The sequence below is a fragment of the Pseudomonas sp. FH4 genome, assembly GCF_000510915.2.
GTDB lineage: Bacteria > Pseudomonadota > Gammaproteobacteria > Pseudomonadales > Pseudomonadaceae > Aquipseudomonas > Aquipseudomonas brenneri.
Genome location: NZ_AOHN01000024.1, coordinates 35,637 through 49,889, shown reverse-complemented (window position 1 = coordinate 49,889; position 14,253 = coordinate 35,637). Strand labels below are relative to the sequence as shown.

Genomic DNA, 14,253 nt, shown 5'->3' with positions numbered 1-14,253 from the left:
CACGCGTCATTGAGAACCACCATGAGTGAGCCCACGCCGTACATTTTCGATGTCACCACCGCCACCTTCGATCAGGCAGTCATCGAGAATTCGTTCCACAAACCCGTGCTGGTGGATTTCTGGGCCGACTGGTGTGCGCCGTGCAAGGCGTTGATGCCGTTGCTGGCGCAGATTGCCGAGAGTTACCAGGGCGAACTGCTGCTGGCCAAGGTCGATTGCGAAGCCGAGCAGGATATCGTTGCGCGCTTTGGCATTCGCAGCCTGCCGACCGTGGTGCTGTTCAAGGATGGCCAGCCGGTGGATGGGTTTGCCGGGGCGAAACCGGAGTCTGAGATCCGGGCGCTGCTGGAACCCCATGTGCAGTTGCCACCACCCGCCGACGAAGACCCGCTGGAGCTGGCCCAGGCGCTGTTTGCCGAGGGGCGTATCAGTGAGGCCGAGGCCGTACTGGTGGCCTTGCTCGGTGAAGACAACACCAACGCCGAAGCGTTGATCCTCTACGCTCGCTGCCTGGCCGAGCGTGGCGAACTGGGTGAAGCGCAGACCGTGCTCGATGCGGTCAAGAGCGACGCGCACAAGGCAGCCCTCGCCGGCGCCAAGGCGCAGATCACTTTCCTGCGCCAGGCGGCTGACCTGCCTGATACCGCTGACCTCAAGGCCCGCCTGGCGCAAAACCCGCAGGATGATGACGCCGCGTATCAGTTGGCCGTGCAGCAATTGGCCCGCCAGCAATACGACGCGGCGCTGGAAGGCTTGCTGAAGTTGTTTATCCGCAACCGCAGCTACAGCGAAGGCCTGCCACACAAGACGTTGCTGCAAGTGTTCGAACTGCTCGGCAATGACCACCCGCTGGTCACGGTCTATCGCCGCAAGTTGTTCGCTGCGCTGTACTAATCGCTGCCGATCCAACTGTACTGCGGCGTATCCCCGCCGCTGGACACCTTCACCTTGGCACTGTGACGCAAGCGCACCAACAGGCGCTTGCCCGCCTGGGCGTTGCCGGCCAGCCCTTCCAGGCGATCCGACAACTCCAGGCCGCTCAGTTGCCCGGCCTCGCGCAGCAGGTCCTGGGCGGCCTGCCACAGATTAGCGTCCTGATTGACCGGTGCCGGGGCGGCAGGCACTTCGTCCGTCGCCGGCGCGACCGCCTGCAGGTGCGCGCCCAGCCGCGCCCAATCGCTCGCGTCCAACTCCAGGGTCAAGTCCACGGGCAGTTCGCCGATGGTTCCACGAATTCGCATCATTGCTCGTCCTCCAGCAGTTTTCTGACGAGCATGCTCCCATGCGCCTTGCGCAACGCCAAGCAGACGGTCAAACTCTCAACGATATTGTTATAAGATCACATAACATTCATCCCAGGAGTCTTTCTATGCGCCGCCTGTTGCTCGCTTTGCCGTTTGCCCTGCTGCCACTGGCCATCGCCCAGGCCGCTGACGAACACAATCACGACCACGATCATGAACACGGTAGCCTTGGCGCCCATGAACATGGCGTGGGCCGCCTGAATGCGGTGCTGGATGCCAAGACTCTGGAACTGGAGCTGGAAAGCCCGGCGATGAACCTGGTGGGGTTCGAACACCTGGCCACTACCGCCGCCGACAAAGCCAAGGTCGCTGCCGTGCGCAAACAACTGGAACAACCCTTGGCGCTGTTCAGCCTGCCGAAGGCCGCCGGTTGTGTGGTCAGCACCCAGGAACTTGAGAGCCCACTGTTTGGCGACAAGCCAGAAGACGATCATGACCACGCCACCGATGGCAAAGGCGCTGCCGCCCACGACCATGATCACAGTGAAATCCACGCCCACTATCAGTTCACCTGCGCCACCCCCGCTGCGCTGAAAAACCTCGACCTGGCGAACATCTTCAAGACCTTCCCCGCCACCCTGAAAATTCAGGTACAACTGATCGGCCCGAGTGGCCAGCAGGGTGTTGAAGCCACGGCCAAGACGGCCACCCTGAAATTCTGACTCCACACGGTTGATGTAGGCGCTGGCTTGCCTGCGATGCAGACGACGCGGTGTATCAGTGACACCGCGCCGATGCCATCGCAGGCAAGCCAGCGCCTACAGTTGACCGCGCTCTACAGGTGATGTTGAGTTCCCATGACCCAAGCACTGATCGAACTGTCCGACCTGGGCTTCAACTGGCCCGGTCATCCCCAGTTGCTGGATATCCCGGCATTTCGCCTGGAGCCGGGGGAAACCCTGTTTCTCAAGGGCCCCAGCGGTAGCGGCAAGACCACCCTGTTGGGCCTGTTGGGCGGTGTGCAGAAACCCACGCGCGGCAGCATTCGCTTGCTCGGCCAGGAGCTGACCGAGCTATCGGCCGCCGCCCGTGATCGGTTTCGGGTCGACCACACCGGCTATATCTTCCAGCAGTTCAACCTGCTGCCGTTTCTCTCGGTACGCGAGAACGTCGAACTGCCCTGCCATTTCTCCAAGCTGCGGGCGCAACGTGCGATCCAGCGTCATGGCAGCATCGATCAAGCCGCCGCAACCTTGCTCGCGCACCTGGGCCTCAAGGATGCGGGCTTGCTGGAACGCCGCGCCGACTCGCTGTCCATCGGCCAGCAGCAACGTGTCGCCGCCGCCCGCGCACTGATCGGCCAACCGGAACTGGTGATTGCCGACGAGCCGACCTCGGCCCTGGACCACGATGCCCGGGAAGCCTTCCTGCAACTGCTGTTCGCCGAATGCCGGGACGCGGGCGCCAGCCTGTTGTTCGTCAGCCATGACCAGAGCCTGGCACCGCTGTTCGACCGTCACCTGTCGCTGGCCGAACTCAATCGCGCCGCCACGCCGCTCGAGGTTTGAGATGTATTTATTCCGTCTAGCCATGGCCAGCCTGGCTAACCGCCGCTTTACCGCGATCCTCACCGCATTCGCCATCGCCCTGTCGGTGTGCCTGCTGTTGGCGGTGGAGCGCGTGCGCACCGAGGCCCGCGCCAGCTTTGCCAGCACCATCAGCGGCACCGACCTGATCGTTGGTGCCCGTTCCGGTTCGGTCAACCTGCTGCTGTATTCAGTGTTTCGTATCGGCAACGCCACCAACAACATCCGCTGGGACAGCTTCGAGCACTTCGCCGCCAGCCCCCAGGTGAAGTGGGCGATTCCGATTTCCCTCGGCGATTCCCATCGCGGCTACCGGGTGATGGGCACCAACGAGGCCTACTTCGAACACTACCAATACGGCCGCAAGCAAAACCTGCAACTGGCCAGTGGCCGCGCATTTGCCACTGACCCGTTTGAGGTGGTGCTCGGCGCCGAAGTGGCCGACGCCCTGCATTACAAGCTCGGTGACAAACTGGTGCTGGCCCACGGCGTGGCGGTGGTCAGCCTGGTCAAGCACGATGACAAACCCTTCACCGTGGTCGGCATTCTGCAACGCACCGGCACCCCGGTGGACCGCACGCTGCATATCAGCCTGGGCGGCATGGAAGCGATCCATATTGACTGGCACAACGGCGTGCCGGCCCAGGGCAAGGGCCGGATCAGTGCCGACCAGGCGCGCAATATGGACCTTACGCCGCAAGCGATTACCGCGTTTATGCTGGGCCTGAACAACAAGATTTCGACCTTCGCCCTGCAACGGCAAATCAACGAGTTCCGTGGCGAACCGATGCTGGCGATTCTGCCGGGCGTGGCCCTGCAAGAGTTGTGGAGCATGATGGGCACCGCTGAAAAGGCGCTGTTCGTGATCTCGCTGTTTGTGGTGCTGACCGGGTTGATCGGCATGCTCACGGCGATCCTCACCAGCCTCAATGAGCGGCGCCGCGAAATGGCGATCCTGCGTTCCGTGGGGGCGCGGCCCTGGCATATTGCGAGCCTGCTGATTTTCGAGGCCTTCGCCCTGGCCCTGGCCGGAGTGGCGGCGGGGGTTGGCCTGTTGTATGTGTGTATTGCGGCGTCCCGTGGCTATTTGCAGGCCAATTACGGCCTGGACCTACCACTGGCGCTACCCAGCCCGTATGAATGGACGCTGCTCGCCGGTATTCTGGTCGCCGCCCTGCTGATGGGCAGCGTGCCGGCCTGGCGCGCCTATCGACAATCGTTGGCCGATGGCCTGTCGATCCGTTTATGAGGAAGGCTTTGATGCGCCGTGCCCTGCTTGTGCTGTTGTGGATGCTGACCCTGCCCGCCTGGGCCGCGGAGCCTCGGGATTTGTCGTGGCAGGAAATGATTCCACCGGACGCTCCGGTGGAGGTGCCGAATATGACGCCGCTGCACGACCTGTCGAACATGGCCGACGCCCTGTCAGCAGAGGCAGCGCCAGCGGCCAAGCAGGATTTGCCCAACGCGCCGGTGGTCGCAACCCTCAACGACCAGCACATCCGCCTGCCGGGCTATATCGTGCCGCTGGAGGTCAGCGAAGAAGGCCGCACCACTGAGTTCCTGCTGGTGCCGTACTTCGGCGCCTGCATCCATGTGCCGCCACCGCCGTCGAACCAGATCGTGCATGTCAGGAGCGAAATCGGCGTGAAGCTGGAGGAGCTGTACCAGCCGTATTGGATCGAAGGGCAGATGCAGGTCAAGCCTTCCACCAGCGAACTGGCGGATGCCGGGTATCAGATGGATGCCGAGAAGATCTACGTCTACGAACTGCCGCAATAGCGCGCTCCCACATTGCTGATCACGGTTTCATTGAGCTGAGTCAAAGGCTCACGCGTAACGATCTTTACCATTGGACACAGCCAACTAAAAACGTCCTTTGGAGCCACCCATGCACAAGTCTCTGCTCAGCGCTTCCCTCTTCGCGCTTGCACTCGCCGCCCCTCTTGCCCACGCCCACGAGGCTGGCGACATTCTCGTACGCGCCGGTGCAATCACTGTTAACCCAAAGGCCGACAGCGGCAGCGTCAAGGTTGACCAGGGCCCACTGGCCGGTACCAACCTGGGTGGCAAGGCGACCATGAGCAGCGACACGCAACTGGGCCTCAACTTCGCCTACATGCTGACCAACCACGTTGGTATCGAACTGCTGGCCGCCACGCCGTTCGAGCATGATGTGAAGATCAAGAACACCGCCCTCGGCGCCGCCAACGGCAAGCTCGGTACCCTCAAGCATCTGCCGCCGACCCTGAGCGTCGTGTACTACCCGCTGGACAGCAAATCGGCGTTCCAACCTTACGTCGGTGCCGGTATCAACTACACCTGGATCTATGACGAACACGTCGGCAGCCGCGCCCAGGGCGAAGGCTTCAGCAACTTCAAGGCCGAGAACTCCTGGGGCTGGGCTGCGCAGATCGGCGCGGACTACATGATCAACGACAAGTGGATGATCAACGGCCAGGTGCGCTACATCGACATCAGCACCAAAGCCACCGTCGACAACAACGCCCTGGCGGCGGGCACGCGTGCCAAGGTCAATGTGGACGTGGATCCGATGGTCTACATGGTCGGTATTGGCTACAAGTTCTAAGCCCGGCTTAATAAACGCCACAAAACAATGTGGGAGCGGGCTTGCTCGCGATGGCAGAGTGTCAGTCACCAGATGTATTGACTGATTCACCGTCATCGCGAGCAAGCCCGCTCCCACATTTTGTTGTTATGCGGCGGTCCCGTCAGTTATGCCGGTAGAAGCGATCGAGCAACGCCGGCAGCCCCGCACGCCACGCCCGTGGCTTGATGCCAAACGTATGCAGGATCTTTTTGCAGGCCAACACCGCATGTTGCGGTTCGTCGGCAGCATCCGGCCGTGCGGCATGGGCTTGGGCTGTCGGCGATTCGACGGCCAGCGCATGGAAATTGCGCGCCTCGGTAAGGATCGCCTGGCCCAGGGCCACAGGGGTAGTCGCCTCTTGCCCGGCGTAGTGGTAGGTGCCCCACAACGGCGCCGCACAATCGAGTTGCTTGAGCACTGAAATGATTACGCGCGCCGCATCGTCAACCGGTGTCGGGTTGCCGCGTCGATCGTCGGCCAGCAACAACTCCTCGGGTTTCTCGGCACGCGCCAGGAAACGTCCGAGCGTGCCGTCAGCGCTGTCATCGAGCAACCAGCCAAAGCGCAGCAGCACATGTTGCGGGCAGGTGGCGCGCACACTCTGCTCAATGCGCCATAGCGCCTGGCCACGCAGGCCCAAGGGCACCGGCTCGTCTTTTTCGCTGTAGGCCGTGGCGCGCGAGCCATCGAACACCCGGTAGCTGGACGGTTGCAGCAGTGTGATGTTGTGGTGCTGGCACAATTCCGCCAAGCGCTCGACGGCCGATTCCTGCCCGGCCAGTCGCGCCTCGTTTACGCTCTCGGCCTGGAACCAGTCGAAATAGTAGGCGAGGTTGATCAAGGCGTCGGGACGGGTGTCGTCGAGCAATTGGGTAAGGCTGGCGGCATCCCAGCCGTCTTGGGGCGGGCGCGGGGCGAGGAAGCCGATGTCTTCTTCCGCACCGAGGCGAATCAGCGCCTGCCCGAGGGCATTCCCGCCGCCCAGTAACATAAGGCGCATTCGCATAGATTGAGCAGGCCCGGTCTGTTTGGAACGATGGCTATTATCGACAGGCGGTCAGGCCGTGCCGTTGGTATTTGCCAGAATCGTTGCATTTTGCGGGTTTGTAGCGCAACCGTCACTTACTAAGTGCCTTTGCATTGCGTGCTCCAATCATCGGGCCTGAATAATGCTCAACCGTTCGCCCACGATCCAGTCCAGCAGGATCAAGGTATAGGCCCGCTGGGATATCATCATCGCGGGCAAGCCCGCTCCTACATTGGTTGTGTGGCGTGTCCGGGACTCAGGCCGGGGCCTTCACCCCGAAGCGGTTGCGGTAATCGCTGGGCGCAAGGCCGGTGATTTTCCTGAAAGTCGCACGAAAGGCGCTCGGGTCCTGATAGCCCACGGTCCAGGCAATCTGATCAATGGTGGTGTTGGTGAACTCCAGCATCTGCCGCGCCTTGCCAACCCTCAGGTGCTGGCAATACTCGGTGGGTTTCAGCCCGGTGGCATTGCGAAAACGCCGCAGGAAGGTGCGCTCTTCCAGACAGGCTACCTGCGCCATCGCCGCGAGAGAGACATCCACCGCGCCGCTGGCCTGCAAGGCGTGCTGGACCTTGAGGATTGCCCCGTCGCCATGGCTCAGGATCGGCGCAAAGTTGCTGCCGCACTGACTCGCGCTGTCACTGTGCTCAATCACCAGGAAGCGCGCGGTGCCAGCGGCGATGCTCGGGCCCATGAGGCGGTCGACCAGGCGCAGACCCAGTTCGGACCAGGCCATCAGCCCGGCGCTGGTGATCAGGTCGCCATCATCGACGATAGGCTTGTCAGCCTCCAGGCGCACCGCCGGGAAACGACGGGCAAATGAGTCGGCCGACGACCAGTGGGTCGTCGCGCTGCGCCCATCGAGCAAGCCACTGCGCGCCAACATGATCGAACCGATGCACACGCCGCCCAGCACGGTGCCAGCCGCATGTTGCTGGCGCAGCCATTGCAATAGCTTGGGCGGTGCCTGTTCTTCGCAAAACTCGCCAATCGACGGCGGCACCAGCACCGCCATCAACGGTTGATCGGGGCCTGGCAGGCTGTCGAATGCCCGAATGGGAGTACCATCGCCAGCAACCTGCCAATGGCTGATACGCAACAACGGCAACTGCTCAGCCTGATGTTCGGCGGCAATGCGATTGGCGACCCCAAACAGGTCGGTCAAGCCGTGTACAGCCGCCATCTGCGCGCCGCTGTAAATCAGTACGCCAAGCTCGACGATCGAGCGTTCCAGAGCCATTGTCAGTTTTCCCCCTGTTATTGTCGGTGCGGCCAATCCCCGAGCCACATGCCAGCCACGATACTGGACGCATCAACCCATCACGAGAAAACCCCCATGGCCAAGCAAGCACTTATCCTAATTGATATCCAGAACGACTACTTCCCCCAGGGCAAATGGCCACTGGCTGGTGTCGAGGCTGCCGCCGACAAGGCACAACAACTGCTCCAGGTATTTCGCCAGGCCGGTGATGCGATAATCCACGTGCGCCATGAGTTCACCTCTGACGAGGCGCCCTTTTTCACCCCAGGCTCCGAAGGCGCGCACTTGCACCCCAAGGTACTGAACGAAAACGACGAGCCAGTGGTGCTCAAGCATTTTGTAAATGCGTTTCGCCAAACCAACCTGCGCGAGTTGCTGGAACAGCGCAGCATCACCGACCTGGTAGTCGTGGGCAGCATGAGCCACATGTGCATCGACGCCGTGGTACGGGCAGCAGCGGACCTTGGCTACACCGTTACAGTGATCCACGATGCCTGCGCCACCCGTGACCTGGAGTTCAATGGCAAGACCATCCCGGCGGCCCAGGTGCATGACGCGTATATGGCGTCGCTGGCATTTGGCTATGCGAGCGTGGTCTCGGCCGATGAGTTTCTGCAGGCATAAACAGGTGGCAGTCTGACTGCCACCTGTTGGCATGGAAAGTTAGCGCGTGGCGATGATGAACAGGCGCGGAAAAGGCAGCAACACCGTGCCATCTGCCAAGGCCGGATAGGCCTTGGTGATTAGCCCCAGGTAGGTATCGAGGAAGGCACTTCTCTCGGCGTCATCCAGGGGAGCCAGGAAAGGCCGCAACCCCGTGCCCTTGAACCACTCGACCACGGCGCCATGATCGCTGAGCGGGTGTTGATAGATGGTGTGCCACACATCCACGGTGCTGCAATGTGTGCTCAGCAGTTCGTAGTAGTAGCTCGCCGAGTGGCGCGCGTTGTGTTTGACCGCACCGATCTTGCCCGCCCACGGCCCTTGCGCCGCCACCTCACGGGCCAGGCGGTGAGCGGGCTCGTCAAGGTTGTCCGGGGTCTGCACCGCCAGCGTGCCACCGGGCGTCAACTGGTCCACCAGGTGCGGATAGAGCGTGGCGTGGTCCGGTAGCCATTGCAGCGAGGCGTTGGCAAGAATCACGTCGAATTTTTGCGCCGGGCTCCAGGCGTCGATGTCGGCCAATTCAAAGTTGAGCGCCGGCAGCCGTTCACGGGCGCTGACCAGCATGTCATCGGAACTGTCCAGGCCGGTGACCTGCGCCTGGGGAAAACGCCCGGCCAGCACCTCGGTGGAGTTACCCGGACCACACCCCAGGTCAACTGCGGTGCGCACATCGCCCGCTGGAATGGCAGCCACCAGGTCTCGAACGGGACGGGTGCGCTGTTGCTCAAACATCGAGTACTGCTGGGCAGACCAGGTCATCGGGTTTTCCTTCTTCGGCACGGGAATGAGCTATAGCCTAAATCTTGTGGCCCAGGAGAACAAACGCCAGAACCTGGGACATTTCGTACGCAAAAACAAGAAACCCCCGAGGCCAGGCCTGCGGGGGTTTTAGTACTGCTTGACTGCCTAGAAGGCCTTAGAACGGAATATCGTCATCAAAACTGTCGAAGTCAGCGGCTGGCTGCGGTGCGGCCTGCTGTGGTGCTGGGCGCGACTCACGCTGTGGCTGCTGGCTTGGCTGTGGACGCGACTGCTGTGGACGCGGTGCCGAGTTGGACATGCCGCCCTGGCCCTGTTGGTCGCCCTGTGGACGGCCGCCCAGCAGTTGCATGGTGCCTTGCATGTCGACCACGATTTCGGTGGTGTAACGCTTGATGCCGTCTTTTTCCCACTCGCGGGTTTGCAGTTTACCTTCGATGTAGACCTGCGAACCTTTGCGCAGGTACTCACCGGCGATCTCTGCAACCTTGCCGAACATCGACACACGGTGCCATTCGGTTTTCTCGACCTTCTGGCCGGTCTGCTTGTCGGTCCACTGTTCGCTGGTCGCCAGACTCAGGTTGGTCACGGCATTACCGTTAGGCAAGTAGCGAACTTCGGGATCCTGGCCGCAAGTACCGACCAATATGACTTTGTTAACCCCACGGGCCATAACGTTCTCCTAGGCTGGGCGCGCTGTCGGCACTGGGTTGACCAGTTGCTCAAGCGTCGCGCGATCCAATAGTTCGGTGTCCAATTTGATGTAAATGGCCGCCTCTTCAGCGACCACGACTGCATCCGTTACCCCTACGACCGCCTTCAGGCGCTCTACCAGACCGCTTTCACGGATCGCCTCGGGCGATAGCGGCAAACGCAGGCTTGTGACGTAGGGAGGTTCGCGCATGGTAACAGCAAAGAGCAGCCAAAGTGCAGCCAGCCCGGCGCATCCGAGGAACACAACCGACAAACCGCCATGCTGGAACATCCAGCCGCCCATGATGCCGCCCAGCGCCGAACCGAGGAACTGGCTGGTGGAATAAACCCCCATTGCCGTGCCCTTGCCACCTGCCGGCGAAACCTTACTGATCAGCGAAGGCAGTGAGGCCTCCAGCAGGTTGAACGCGGTGAAAAACACCACCGTCCCAATGACCAGTGCCCGTAGGCTGTCGCCGAACTGCCAGAAGAATAGTTCAGTGAGCATCAATGTCGCGACGGCGCCGAGCAAAACTCGTTTCATTTTGCGTTTCTTCTCGCCGTAGATGATGAACGGGATCATGGCGAAGAATGAAATCAACAACGCGGTGAGGTAGACCCACCAGTGCTCTTCCTTGGGCAAGCCGGCTTTTTCCACCAGGGCCAGGGGCAAGGCGACGAAGCTGCACATCAGCATCGCGTGCAATACAAAGATACCTAAATCCAGGCGCAGCAGGTCCGGGTGCTTGAGCGTCGGCAGCAGCGCTTGTTTGGCCACGCCCGACTCACGGTGCTGCAGCGGCCCGGTGGAGCGCGGCACCATAAAGGCCACGATCACAATACCGAACAACGCCATGCCACCGGTGGCCAGGAACAGGCCGTGCAGGCCGAACGCACGGGTCAGCAGCGGGCCAACCACCATCGCAACGGCAAACGACAGGCCGATGGTCATGCCGATCATAGCCATGGCCTTGGTGCGATGCTGTTCGCGAGTCAGGTCTGACAACAGCGCCATCACTGCCGCGGAAATTGCACCCGCGCCTTGCAGGATGCGCCCGGCGATCACGCCCCAGATCGAATCGGCATTGGCCGCCAGCACGCTGCCCAGGGCGAAGATGATCAACCCCAGGTAGATCACCGGCCGGCGGCCAATGCGGTCGGAAATGATCCCGAACGGTATCTGGAAAAGTGCCTGGGTCAGGCCGTAGGCGCCAATCGCCAGGCCGATCAGGGCTGGGGTCGCGCCGGCGAGGTCCATGCCATAGGTCGCCAGCACCGGCAACACCATGAACATGCCCAGCATACGGAAGGCGAACACCAGTGCCAGACCGCTTGCCGCTCGGGTCTCGCCGCTACTCATGCGTTCGCTGTGGGGATCGTGCATGGAAAAACCTCGTGTGAACCGGCGGCGATTCTACCAGTCCCATCGATTGAGAGGGTATATGCGGCGCTTTGCCGCGCAGCTTTCATCCAAGCCTGAAATGGGCAAATCGACAGTGTATATTCATCCAGTCTTTAGCCGTATACTCCTGCATTATTTATACGCCCGCCGTACGAGGCCATCTTGGACAAGATCCTGATTCGTGGGGCTAGAACCCACAACCTGAAGAACATCGACCTGACCCTGCCCCGGGACAAACTGATTGTCATCACCGGTTTGTCCGGGTCTGGCAAGTCGTCGCTGGCGTTCGATACGCTGTATGCCGAAGGCCAGCGTCGTTATGTGGAATCGCTGTCGGCCTACGCCCGGCAGTTCCTGTCGATGATGGAAAAGCCTGATGTCGACACCATTGAAGGCCTGTCGCCAGCCATTTCCATCGAACAGAAATCGACCTCCCACAACCCGCGCTCCACCGTGGGCACCATCACCGAAATCTACGACTACCTGCGCCTGCTGTACGCACGCGTCGGTATTCCGCGCTGCCCGGATCACGATATCCCGCTGGAAGCCCAGACCGTCAGCCAGATGGTCGACCTGGTACTGGCCCAGCCGGAAGGCGCCAAGCTGATGCTGCTGGCGCCGGTGATCCGCGAGCGCAAGGGCGAACACCTGTCGGTCTTCGAAGAACTGCGCGCCCAGGGTTTTGTCCGCGCCAGGATCAACGGCAAGCTGTATGAGCTGGACGAAGCACCGAAACTGGATAAACAGAAGAAGCACACCATTGATGTGGTGGTCGACCGCTTCAAGGTGCGTGCCGACCTGCAGCAACGTCTGGCGGAGTCGTTCGAGACCGCGCTGAAGCTGGCGGACGGTATCGCCCTGGTCGCACCGATGGACGACGAGCCCGGCGAAGAAATCATCTTTTCCGCACGCTTCGCCTGCCCGATCTGCGGCCACGCCATCAGCGAACTGGAACCCAAGCTGTTCTCTTTCAACAATCCGGCCGGCGCCTGCCCGACCTGTGATGGGTTGGGGGTCAAGCAGTTCTTCGACATCAAGCGCCTGGTCAATGGCGACCTGACGCTGGCGGAGGGCGCCATACGCGGCTGGGACCGGCGCAATGTCTACTACTTCCAGATGCTCGGGTCGCTAGCCGCCCACTATAAATTCAGCCTGGAAGTACCGTTCAACGAGCTGCCCGCAGAGCAACAGAAAGTCATCCTGCATGGCAGCGGCTCGCAGAACGTCGACTTCAAATACCTGAATGACCGTGGCGATATCGTCAAGCGCTCCCACCCATTCGAAGGCATCGTGCCCAACCTGGAACGTCGCTACCGGGAAACCGAATCGGCCAGCGTACGCGAAGAACTGGCCAAGTTCCTCAGCACCCAGCCCTGCCCTGATTGCCGTGGCACCCGCTTGCGTCGCGAGGCTCGCCACGTATGGGTCGGCGAGAAGACCCTGCCAGCAGTGACCAACCTGCCCATCGGCGACGCCTGCGAGTACTTTGGCGTACTGAAGCTGACCGGGCGTCGCGGCGAGATTGCCGACAAGATCCTCAAGGAAATCCGCGAGCGCCTGCAGTTCCTGGTCAACGTGGGCCTGGACTATCTGTCCCTGGATCGCAGCGCCGACACCCTGTCCGGCGGCGAAGCCCAGCGCATTCGCCTGGCCAGCCAGATTGGCGCCGGCCTGGTGGGCGTGCTGTACATCTTGGACGAGCCCTCAATCGGCCTGCACCAGCGTGACAACGATCGCCTACTGGGCACGCTCAAGCACCTGCGTGATATCGGTAACACGGTGATCGTGGTCGAGCACGATGAGGATGCCATTCGCCTGGCGGACTATGTGGTCGATATCGGCCCCGGTGCCGGCGTGCATGGCGGACATATTGTTGCCCAGGGCACACCGGCCGAAGTCATGGCACACCCGGACTCGCTCACCGGTAAATACTTGTCTGGCCGAGTGAAAATCGAAGTACCGGCCAAACGTACACCGCGCAACAAAAAACAGGCGCTGCACCTCAAGGGCGCGCGCGGCAACAACCTGCGCAATGTCGACCTGGAAATCCCCCTGGGCCTGCTGACGTGCGTGACCGGCGTCTCCGGCTCGGGCAAGTCGACGCTGATCAACAACACCTTGTTCCCCCTCAGCGCCACCGCGCTGAACGGTGCCACCACCCTGGAAGCTGCCGCGCATGACAGCATCAAGGGCCTGGAGCTCCTGGACAAGGTGGTGGATATCGACCAGAGCCCGATTGGCCGCACCCCCCGCTCCAACCCCGCGACCTATACCGGGCTGTTCACGCCGATTCGCGAACTGTTCGCCGGTGTGCCGGAGTCCCGTTCCCGTGGTTATGGCCCTGGGCGCTTCTCCTTCAACGTCAAGGGTGGGCGCTGCGAAGCGTGCCAGGGCGACGGCTTGATCAAGGTCGAGATGCACTTCCTGCCGGACATCTACGTACCTTGCGACGTGTGCAAGAGCAAGCGCTACAACCGCGAGACCCTGGAGATCAAGTACAAGGGCAAGAACATCCATGAAACCCTTGAGATGACGATCGAGGAAGCGAGGGTGTTCTTTGACGCAGTGCCGGCCCTGGCACGCAAGCTTCAGACCCTGATGGACGTGGGCTTGTCGTATATCAAGCTGGGGCAGTCGGCGACCACGCTGTCCGGTGGCGAAGCGCAGCGGGTCAAGCTGTCTCGTGAACTGTCCAAGCGCGATACCGGCAAGACCCTGTACATCCTTGACGAGCCAACCACTGGGCTGCACTTTGCGGATATCCAGCAGTTGCTCGACGTACTGCACCGTTTACGTGACCACGGCAACACCGTGGTGGTGATTGAACACAACCTGGACGTGATCAAGACAGCCGACTGGCTGGTGGACCTTGGGCCGGAAGGCGGTTCCAAGGGTGGGCAGATAATTGCGGTGGGCACGCCGGAGCAAGTTTCCGAAATGCCACAATCCCATACTGGCTACTATCTGAAGCCGCTGCTGGCGCGCGACCGGGCCTGATTGTTCGGCC

At 61.5% G+C, this 14,253-nt stretch carries 14 protein-coding genes; 8 read left to right on the top strand and 6 right to left on the bottom strand.

Features of this window, described 5'->3' with window-relative positions; genetic code table 11:
• The first annotated feature begins 21 nt into the window (after window positions 1–21).
• Window positions 22–894: a thioredoxin gene (gene trxA, locus H097_RS18890; protein WP_032861631.1), complete on the top strand. Its 873-nt coding sequence runs from the start codon at window positions 22–24 to the stop codon at window positions 892–894.
• Here trxA and H097_RS18885 read toward each other — a convergent pair.
• Window positions 891–1,244 (bottom strand): hypothetical protein, encoded by a 354-nt coding sequence (locus H097_RS18885; protein WP_032861630.1) that lies wholly within the window; start codon window positions 1,242–1,244, stop codon window positions 891–893. The two genes, trxA and H097_RS18885, sit on opposite strands and share 4 nt — an antisense overlap.
• Window positions 1,245–1,369: 125 nt before the next feature.
• On the opposite strand from H097_RS18885, the gene H097_RS18880 reads away from it, so the two are divergent.
• The 5 genes from H097_RS18880 (at window position 1,370) to H097_RS18860 (ending at window position 5,417) form a co-directional block, all read left to right on the top strand.
• Window positions 1,370–1,966 (top strand): DUF2796 domain-containing protein, encoded by a 597-nt coding sequence (locus H097_RS18880; RefSeq protein WP_032861628.1) that lies wholly within the window; start codon window positions 1,370–1,372, stop codon window positions 1,964–1,966.
• A 135-nt stretch (window positions 1,967–2,101) separates the two neighbouring features.
• Window positions 2,102–2,812: an ABC transporter ATP-binding protein gene (locus tag H097_RS18875; protein ID WP_032861626.1), complete on the top strand. Its 711-nt coding sequence runs from the start codon at window positions 2,102–2,104 to the stop codon at window positions 2,810–2,812.
• 1 nt (window position 2,813) lies between these two features.
• Window positions 2,814–4,079 carry an ABC transporter permease gene (locus H097_RS18870; protein ID WP_032861624.1) on the top strand — a complete coding sequence of 422 codons (1,266 nt, stop codon included), beginning with the start codon at window positions 2,814–2,816 and terminating at the stop codon, window positions 4,077–4,079.
• A gap of 11 nt (window positions 4,080–4,090) precedes the next feature.
• Window positions 4,091–4,609: a DUF3299 domain-containing protein gene (locus H097_RS18865; RefSeq protein WP_032861623.1), complete on the top strand. Its 519-nt coding sequence runs from the start codon at window positions 4,091–4,093 to the stop codon at window positions 4,607–4,609.
• 109 nt (window positions 4,610–4,718) lie between these two features.
• Complete coding sequence (locus H097_RS18860; RefSeq protein WP_029299417.1) at window positions 4,719–5,417, top strand: OmpW family outer membrane protein; 699 nt, start codon at window positions 4,719–4,721, stop codon at window positions 5,415–5,417.
• Between the two features lie 142 nt (window positions 5,418–5,559).
• Here H097_RS18860 and H097_RS18855 read toward each other — a convergent pair whose 3' ends face one another.
• Both H097_RS18855 and H097_RS18850 read right to left on the bottom strand, forming a co-directional pair.
• Complete coding sequence (locus tag H097_RS18855) at window positions 5,560–6,444, bottom strand: sugar nucleotide-binding protein (protein WP_032861622.1); 885 nt, start codon at window positions 6,442–6,444, stop codon at window positions 5,560–5,562.
• A gap of 277 nt (window positions 6,445–6,721) precedes the next feature.
• Window positions 6,722–7,705, bottom strand: coding sequence for a GlxA family transcriptional regulator (locus tag H097_RS18850; protein WP_032861621.1), 984 nt, complete (start codon window positions 7,703–7,705; stop codon window positions 6,722–6,724).
• Between the two features lie 96 nt (window positions 7,706–7,801).
• Between H097_RS18850 and H097_RS18845 the strand changes: the two genes are divergently transcribed.
• Window positions 7,802–8,350 carry a cysteine hydrolase family protein gene (locus H097_RS18845; RefSeq protein WP_032861620.1) on the top strand — a complete coding sequence of 183 codons (549 nt, stop codon included), beginning with the start codon at window positions 7,802–7,804 and terminating at the stop codon, window positions 8,348–8,350.
• Window positions 8,351–8,389: 39 nt separating this feature from the next.
• Here H097_RS18845 and tam read toward each other — a convergent pair whose 3' ends face one another.
• The 3 genes from tam to H097_RS18830 all read right to left on the bottom strand — a co-directional run bounded on the left by tam (window position 8,390) and on the right by H097_RS18830 (window position 11,228).
• Entirely contained in the window at window positions 8,390–9,151 is a 762-nt protein-coding gene (tam, locus tag H097_RS18840; protein WP_032861618.1) for a trans-aconitate 2-methyltransferase, read from the bottom strand.
• A gap of 157 nt (window positions 9,152–9,308) precedes the next feature.
• Window positions 9,309–9,824: a single-stranded DNA-binding protein gene (locus H097_RS18835; protein WP_017849542.1), complete on the bottom strand. Its 516-nt coding sequence runs from the start codon at window positions 9,822–9,824 to the stop codon at window positions 9,309–9,311.
• A 9-nt stretch (window positions 9,825–9,833) separates the two neighbouring features.
• On the bottom strand, window positions 9,834–11,228 hold the full coding sequence (locus tag H097_RS18830; RefSeq protein ID WP_032861616.1) for an MFS transporter: 1,395 nt from the start codon (window positions 11,226–11,228) through the stop codon (window positions 9,834–9,836).
• 180 nt (window positions 11,229–11,408) lie between these two features.
• Between H097_RS18830 and uvrA the strand changes: the two genes are divergently transcribed.
• Window positions 11,409–14,243, top strand: a complete 2,835-nt coding sequence (gene uvrA / locus H097_RS18825) for an excinuclease ABC subunit UvrA (protein WP_029299403.1) — start codon at window positions 11,409–11,411, stop codon at window positions 14,241–14,243.
• Window positions 14,244–14,253 lie beyond the last annotated feature (10 nt).